Here is a 6,587-nt window from a genome sequence, read left to right as displayed (position 1 = left end):
ACCCGGCGCCCCGGCATCCCAACATTCACTCCCCCGGACCACTCAACATGCCATTCCCCCCGGCCCTCCACCCCTCGACCAACGTGGCACTGCGCAAGGTTATCGCTCCCCTGCTTTTGTGGATGCTGGCCCTTGGCCTCGGGCTGCATACCGGGGCAAGCCACGCCACCACCCAAAATGCGACCCAAAGCGGCCATAGCGAAGTGAGCAAGAAAAAGAAATCCACCAAGGTGAAACAGCAGCGAAGCTCATCCGAGGAAAGCCGCTCGGAACGCGACCGCCGGCTGTATCGGGAGTGCAAGGGGCGCGCCAATGCGGGCGCCTGCCTCGGATACACCCACAAACCGTGACCCCACACACCACGCTGCCAAGCCTGAAGTCATCCGCATCCCTCAGAGACACCCCGGGGCGTGGCGCCGGCGCTGCGAAAAGGCCGTTGCTCTTTCAGGCGTTGGCCGCCGTGATCCCCCAGCGCGCGAGCGCTGCGTCGTCACTCACCCGTGCATCCACCCAGCGAGCGCCATGTGAGGTTTGTTCTTTTTTCCAGAACGGCGCCTGGGTCTTGAGGTAGTCCATCAAAAACTCGCAGGCCTGAAAACTCTGACCCCGGTGGGCACTGGTCACCGCCACCAGCACGATCTGGTCCAGGGGCTGCAGCAGACCTACGCGGTGAATCACGCGGGCGCCAAAAATATCGAAGCGCCGAAAGGCCTCGTCCACCATGGCTTCGATGGATTTTTCGGTCATGCCAGGGTAGTGCTCCAACTCCATGGAGGACACCTGATCCCCCTCGTTGCGATCACGGACGGTGCCCACGAAGCTGCAGACAGCGCCCACACCCTTGTTCTCACGACGCAGAGTAGCGATTTCGGTGGACAGGTCAAAGTCCTCGGTCTGAATAGAAACGCGGGGCAAGGTCATGACAAAAGGCTCTCAGCAGGTAGTGTGGAGTTCAGACAGAAAGTCGCTTCAGGGCGAACGATGCAGCCGTGGCGCAGCCAGCAGGGCACGTTCTTCCTCCACCACCTTGTTCAACTGCGCCAGTGCGGGCGATGGGGGCAACTGCGCCAGCAATGCCTGCAGCCGCGTGACGTCGCCCACGGTCGGTGCCACCTTGATCTGAGCAATGGCAGCGGGCAGGTTGCCGCCCCTAACCAACGCCAGCACCTTGGCGGGCCATTCACTTTTATTGCGTGCCATAGATTGGTAATAACGTTTGTCTGTACGATTCGCCCGCACTGTACCCGCATGCGATCCGGTACGTGATCTTCCAAGCCCTTTCCACCCATGGCCACACAAACGATTCAGACCGATCTCTACAAGCTCTACCCATCCCCGCGCAATACGGTCCGCGATGTGTTCGAGCACCAGGTCTTCGTGCCCCACCCCTACGCCATCATTGACTTGGATGTGATGGAGCTGGCGGGCAAAACGACGCTGTTTGGTGCCTGCCGCCTGTCGGACATGAAAATGGGCCAGGTGGTGACTTTCGAGCTGGCCTCCGRTCAGGCCAAGTTCGAACGGCTGTTCACCCCCGACTAAACCACCCCATGGATGACGACAACCAGATCCACGTGCCGCCCTCCTTCATGGCGGTTTACACCGACACCCGAGGGCGCCTGACGGAAAAGGCGGACGGCGTGCGCGCCCGCTACGAACTGTGCGAAGACCTGGCAGGCCACCTAGTGGAGCACGCGCAGACGCTGTACCACGTGCAGGCGCCTTCCGAGACCGAGATCCTGCAGCGCATCCACGCGGGGCTGTGCACGGCCGAATCTGGCGTGGCGGTGGCCGAAGCGACATGGATCGTCACCCGGCTGGCCGAGCTGCTGGTGTGGCAATGCCCCGTGCTGGTGCCGCCGCAGCCTGAATCAGCAGCCAACGCTGCCCAGCCACCGCAGGCAGGCTGACCAACCTTGGGACACGGTGGGCACTTGGCTATACTGCGGCCCATGTCCACGCACACCCCCTTTGCCATGACCGCCGCACCTGCGGTGGCGTTGCAGTGCGTGGGCAAAACCAAAAAACCAGAGCTCATCTGACCGGAGCTGTGGTTCCGTCCGGATGAGCGACGGAACCACCTGGTAGAGAAATTTCTTTTTCTCGTTTCACTCCCCGGCATTCCGCGCGCGCTCCCTCCGGACGGTTCTTCCCCTGGTCGAACCCTGAAAGGATGCTTCGCATGTCTGCCACCGATACCGCTACCTCCCACCAGCCGCTGTTCAGCGGGCTCTGGATCGCCTTGGTCACACCGTTCAAGGACGGCGCCGTGGATCACCCGGCCCTTGCCGCCCTCACCACCCGGCTGCGTGCCGACGGCGTTGCGGGCTTCGTTGCCTGCGGCTCGACCGGTGAGGCCGCGGCCCTCGACAAGGCCGAGCAACTGCAGGTGCTGGAGACCGTGCTCAGCGCCGCCCAGGGTTTGCCCGTGGTGATGGGCGTGTCGGGCTACCACCAGGGCCAGGTGCTGGAGCAGGTGCAGGCCCTTGCACACTACCCGGTGGCAGGCCTGCTGGTGTCCGCCCCGCACTACATCCGCCCCTCGCAGGAGGGCCTGCTGCACTGGTTCCGCACTCTGGCCGACGCCAGCGCGGTGCCCCTGCTGATCTACGACATCCCGTACCGCACAGGCGCCACGCTCACCACCGAAACGCTGCTGGCGCTGGCGGCACATCCGCGCATAGAGGCCATCAAGGACTGTGGCGGCAACACGGCCAAGACGCAGGCCCTGATCGCCGATGGCCGGCTGCAGGTGCTGACGGGCGAAGACGCGCAGATCTTCCATACGCTGGCCCTCGGCGGCGCAGGCGCCATCTCTGCCTGTGCACACTGGCAGACGCCACTTTTTGTGGAGTTGATGGCATTGCTGCGTCAGGGCGACCTGCCCGCAGCCCGCCATTTGTGGCAGGCCTTGCAACCCTGGGTGGAAGCGTGTTTTGCAGAGCCCAACCCTGCCCCGCTCAAGGCCATGCTGGCGCATGCAGGGTGGATGCACAGTGAACTGCGCGCGCCGATGATGCCGGCCTCAAAGGCGCTGCAAGATCGTTTGAAGGCGCTTTGAGGTGACGTGCTGGCGAGCGCGGGAGCGCCCTGGCTAGCCGCCCGTCACCGGGGGGAAGAAAGCCACCTCGGCCCCATCGGCCAGGGTGGCGGACTCGTCGCTCAAGGTCTGGTTGAGTGCCATGCGCACGGCCCGGCCCCGCGCGAGGCTGCTGGCATGGGCACCACCGCGTGCGATGAGCTCGTCGCGCAAGGCGCCCAGCGTGGTGGCAGCGGTTTCGACCGCCTCGCTGCCGTGCCCAATGGCCTCACGGATCGAGGCAAAGTAGCGCACAGAGACCTTCATCCCAGCAACTCCGAAAACGCGATAAACCGCACCATATCGCCTGGCGCAATCGTCTGGCCCGCCGGGTTGTCCACCACGCCATCACCCCAGGCGGCCGAAGTGAGCACGCCCGAACTCTGGTTGTTGAACAGGTCCAGTCCGCCCGCCGCGTTGTGCTGCACGCGCAGAAATTCGCGGCGTTTATCGGCTTTGGGCCAGGTGAAATCGGCACGCACCGCCACGGCCTGCGGAGTCACGTCCTGCACGCCCTGCAGCCGCAGCACAAAGGGCCGCACCAGCAACGCAAAGGTCAGAAAGCTCGACACCGGGTTGCCGGGCAGGCCCATGAAGTGGGCAGCACCGCCTTCACGCGGGATCTGGCCATAGGCAAACGGCTTGCCGGGCTTCATCGCGATCTGCCACAGGTCCAGCGTGCCCAGAGTCTCCACAGCAGGCTTGATGTGGTCTTCCTCACCCACGCTCACGCCCCCGCTGGTCAGGATCAGGTCGTGCGCGCTGCTGGCCTGGCGCAGGGCGTCGATGGTGGCCTCGCGCCGGTCGGGCACGATGCCCAAGTCGGTCACCTCGCAGCCCAGGCGTAGCAGCATCGCACGCAGGAAAAAGCGGTTGCTGTTGTAGATGGCACCGAGTCGCATCTGCTCGGGCGGGACTTCGCCGGGCATGACCAGTTCATCGCCCGTGGAAAACAGCGCCACGCGCGGGCGCCGCGCGACCTGCAGCTGGTGCTGACCGATGCTGGCCGCCAGGCCCAGTTCGGCCGGAGTGAGACGCGTGCCAGCCGACAGCACCACCGCACCCCGGGTGATGTCTTCGCCCGCGCTGCGGATCCACTGCCCGGCTTGCGGAACGGCGTTGATACGCACCGAGCCCAGGCCATCGGCCGCCGCAAGGGCTTCACAGTCTTCCTGCATCAGGATGGCATCGGCGCCTGCAGGCACTGGAGCGCCGGTGAAGATGCGCGCTGCCGTGCCGGGCTGCAGTGGGTCGCCCGCACTGCCGGCAGGAATGCGCTGGGACACCGGCAACACCACCCCTGCCGCCGCCACATCGGCGCAGCGCAAGGCGTAACCATCCATCGAGCTGTTGTCCTGGGGAGGCACCTGCAGAGCCGACACACAGCTTTGCGCCAGCACGCGGCCGTCGGCGTCAAAGGTGGTGACGGTATCGGAGCCTGGCAGCAGCTGGGCGTGCGCCAGCAGGTCCGCCAGCGCCTCGTCCAGCGGCTTGAGCGGCTTCATTGCGGGGCGCATGGCAGCAGCCCTCCGTGCAATTCCCAGTTGTATTCAAAGCGGTGTTCGTACTGGATGAGCCAGTCCACCACTTGGTCGGGTGCGTTCAGGTCCAGCAAGGGCAATTGCGTGGCAACCGGCAGGCTCTCGGGGGCATCAGTGGCCACAGCCACCACAAAGTCGTCTTCGGGGTAACGCACGGGCTTGGCCACTTGCCCTGGCTCGGGGGCKCGCCAGACTTCGATCTTGAGCAGGTCGCTGTSCTTGAARCCCTCSACCAGCACCCAGTCCACACCCTGGTAAAGCTCCGCCAGCAGGTGGTGCACGCTGAGGGTGGCAGGCTGCTCGAACTCGCGCACCAGCATCAGGCGCTTGTCCGATGCAGCGACCACCTCGAAAGCCCCCGCCTCGCGGTGGCGGTAGGTGTCCTTGCCCGGGTGGTCCACATCAAAACTGTGGTGSGCATGCTTGACCACCGACACTCGCAGGCCCCGCAGCCGCAGCGCGGGGATCAACTGCTCGACCAGCGTGGTCTTGCCACTGCCGGAAAACCCGGCAAAACCGACAACCTTCATCCACTGCTCCTTGATTAGCTATGTTATTTATAGCTTAAAGTGCATACCAGACTAGCGCCCGGGGCAATATTGACCACAAACGACCCTGTCCTGGCCCGCCCGGCATCTGCCGGCCGCTCACGCGGACAGGCAGGTACCGACCACTCACCCCAACGCTGCAGGGGAGCAATGGCGTTCGATGTAGGCCTTGACCAAGTCCACATCGGCGGGCATCACCTGTACACGCTTGGGCAGGTCTTCGATGCCTGCAAACTTGGCAGGCCGCTCGGGCGCATGGCCCAGCGCTTCGACGATGGTCTCGGCAAACTTGATGGGCAGCGCCGTTTCCAGCACGATCATCGGTACGTTGGGGTCTTGGTGATGCTCCAGGGCCACCTTCACCCCGTCGGCGGTGTGGGTGTCGATGGTCACGCCATGGCGCTGATAGTTGTCGCGGATCGTGGCCAGGCGGTCGGCGTGGGTGCTCTTGCCACTTTCAAAACCGTATTTGGTGGCGGCATCGGCAAACAGCGGCTCCGCGCTCAAATCAAAGCGGCCGTAGGTTTGCAATGCAGCGCCGAACAAGGCCTTGGTACGTTGGCCGTTGCGGCCCAGCAGGTCGAAAATGAAACGCTCGAAGTTGCTGGCCTTGCTGATRTCCATCGAAGGGCTGGACGTCTCGTGCGTGTCGGCACTGCTGCGCACGCGGTASAYGCCGGTGCGGAAGAACTCGTCGAGCACGTCGTTCTCRTTGGTGGCMACCACCAGCTTGGCAATGGGCAGGCCCATCATGCGCGCCACATGGCCCGCGCACACGTTGCCAAAGTTGCCCGATGGCACCGTGAAACTCACCTTCTGGTTGTTGGTCTCGGTGGCCTGGATGTAGCCCGCAAAGTAGTACACCACCTGTGCCAGCAGGCGCGCCCAATTGATGGAGTTGACGGTGCCGATCTTGTACTTGTGCTTGAAGGCATGGTCATTGGAGACGGCCTTGACGATGTCCTGGCAGTCGTCGAACACACCTTCGATGGCGATGTTGTGGATGTTCTCGTCCAGCAGGCTGAACATCTGCGCCTGCTGGAACGCGCTCATGCGGCCGTGCGGGCTGGTCATGAAGACACGCACGCCCTCTTTGCCGCGCATCGCGTATTCGGCGGCGCTGCCGGTGTCGCCACTGGTCGCGCCCAGGATGTTGAGCTGCTCGCCTCGGCGCTTGAGCTCGTACTCGAACAGGTTGCCCAGCAGCTGCATGGCCATGTCCTTGAAGGCCAGCGTAGGACCGTTGGACAGGGCTTCGAGCCACAGACTGTTTTCGAGGTGGCGCAGGGGCACGATCTCGCCCGTGCCGAACACTTCGGCGGTGTACGTCTTGGCGCACAGGGCCTTCAGGTCGGCAGCGGGAATGTCGTCGACGTACAGCGACAGGATCTGGAACGCCAGCTCTGCATAGCCTTGCTC

The 6,587-nt window shown here is 64.1% G+C and carries 10 protein-coding genes; 4 read left to right on the top strand and 6 right to left on the bottom strand.

Annotated features, from left to right (window positions below; all coding sequences use genetic code 11):
• Nucleotides 1-122 precede the first annotated feature (122 nt).
• A complete protein-coding gene (locus tag AC04MI_RS22330; RefSeq protein WP_476498732.1) occupies nucleotides 123-350 on the top strand; it encodes a hypothetical protein in 228 nt (75 codons plus the stop codon).
• 94 nt (nucleotides 351-444) lie between these two features.
• Here the strand turns inward: AC04MI_RS22330 and AC04MI_RS22325 are convergent, their stop codons facing one another.
• A complete protein-coding gene (locus tag AC04MI_RS22325) occupies nucleotides 445-921 on the bottom strand; it encodes a molybdenum cofactor biosynthesis protein MoaE (RefSeq protein ID WP_056061533.1) in 477 nt (158 codons plus the stop codon).
• A gap of 48 nt (nucleotides 922-969) precedes the next feature.
• The gene (locus AC04MI_RS22320) at nucleotides 970-1,200 is read right to left on the bottom strand and encodes a hypothetical protein (protein ID WP_056061531.1); all 231 of its coding nucleotides are present in this window, start codon (nucleotides 1,198-1,200) and stop codon (nucleotides 970-972) included.
• Between the two features lie 87 nt (nucleotides 1,201-1,287).
• Here AC04MI_RS22320 and AC04MI_RS22315 point away from each other — a divergent pair, with 87 nt between their 5' ends.
• From AC04MI_RS22315 to dapA, 3 genes are all read left to right on the top strand, one after another.
• Nucleotides 1,288-1,542: a hypothetical protein gene (locus tag AC04MI_RS22315; RefSeq protein WP_476498731.1), complete on the top strand. Its 255-nt coding sequence runs from the start codon at nucleotides 1,288-1,290 to the stop codon at nucleotides 1,540-1,542.
• An 8-nt stretch (nucleotides 1,543-1,550) separates the two neighbouring features.
• Entirely contained in the window at nucleotides 1,551-1,910 is a 360-nt protein-coding gene (locus AC04MI_RS22310) for a hypothetical protein (RefSeq protein ID WP_436075545.1), read from the top strand.
• Nucleotides 1,911-2,182: 272 nt separating this feature from the next.
• Nucleotides 2,183-3,061 carry a 4-hydroxy-tetrahydrodipicolinate synthase gene (dapA, locus tag AC04MI_RS22305; protein ID WP_436075546.1) on the top strand — a complete coding sequence of 293 codons (879 nt, stop codon included), beginning with the start codon at nucleotides 2,183-2,185 and terminating at the stop codon, nucleotides 3,059-3,061.
• Between the two features lie 33 nt (nucleotides 3,062-3,094).
• Here dapA and moaD read toward each other — a convergent pair whose 3' ends face one another.
• The 4 genes from moaD to thrC form a co-directional block, all read right to left on the bottom strand.
• Nucleotides 3,095-3,346 carry a molybdopterin converting factor subunit 1 gene (moaD, locus tag AC04MI_RS22300; RefSeq protein WP_056061518.1) on the bottom strand — a complete coding sequence of 84 codons (252 nt, stop codon included), beginning with the start codon at nucleotides 3,344-3,346 and terminating at the stop codon, nucleotides 3,095-3,097.
• Nucleotides 3,343-4,596, bottom strand: a complete 1,254-nt coding sequence (locus AC04MI_RS22295; protein WP_436075547.1) for a molybdopterin molybdotransferase MoeA — start codon at nucleotides 4,594-4,596, stop codon at nucleotides 3,343-3,345. The genes moaD and AC04MI_RS22295 overlap by 4 nt, the downstream gene beginning before the upstream one ends.
• On the bottom strand, nucleotides 4,581-5,150 hold the full coding sequence (gene mobB / locus AC04MI_RS22290) for a molybdopterin-guanine dinucleotide biosynthesis protein B (protein WP_476498730.1): 570 nt from the start codon (nucleotides 5,148-5,150) through the stop codon (nucleotides 4,581-4,583). The genes AC04MI_RS22295 and mobB overlap by 16 nt, the downstream gene beginning before the upstream one ends.
• Nucleotides 5,151-5,294: 144 nt before the next feature.
• Nucleotides 5,295-6,587 (bottom strand): threonine synthase (gene thrC, locus AC04MI_RS22285; protein ID WP_476498729.1); only part of this gene is annotated, 1,293 nt, incomplete at its 5' end.

This window comes from Acidovorax sp. LjRoot204 (assembly GCF_056175785.1).
Note: the sequence above shows the minus strand (reverse complement) of the source record. Positions and strands in the feature narration are given on the sequence as shown.

Coding starts and splice junctions, on each gene's coding strand:
- AC04MI_RS22330 (WP_476498732.1), top strand. CDS start 123: ATGCTGGCCCTTGGCCTCGGGCTGCATACCGGGGCAAGCCACGCCACC.
- AC04MI_RS22320 (WP_056061531.1), bottom strand. CDS start 1,200: ATGGCACGCAATAAAAGTGAATGGCCCGCCAAGGTGCTGGCGTTGGTT.
- AC04MI_RS22295 (WP_436075547.1), bottom strand. CDS start 4,596: ATGCGCCCCGCAATGAAGCCGCTCAAGCCGCTGGACGAGGCGCTGGCG.
- moaD (WP_056061518.1), bottom strand. CDS start 3,346: ATGAAGGTCTCTGTGCGCTACTTTGCCTCGATCCGTGAGGCCATTGGG.
- AC04MI_RS22325 (WP_056061533.1), bottom strand. CDS start 921: ATGACCTTGCCCCGCGTTTCTATTCAGACCGAGGACTTTGACCTGTCC.
- dapA (WP_436075546.1), top strand. CDS start 2,183: ATGTCTGCCACCGATACCGCTACCTCCCACCAGCCGCTGTTCAGCGGG.
- AC04MI_RS22310 (WP_436075545.1), top strand. CDS start 1,551: ATGGATGACGACAACCAGATCCACGTGCCGCCCTCCTTCATGGCGGTT.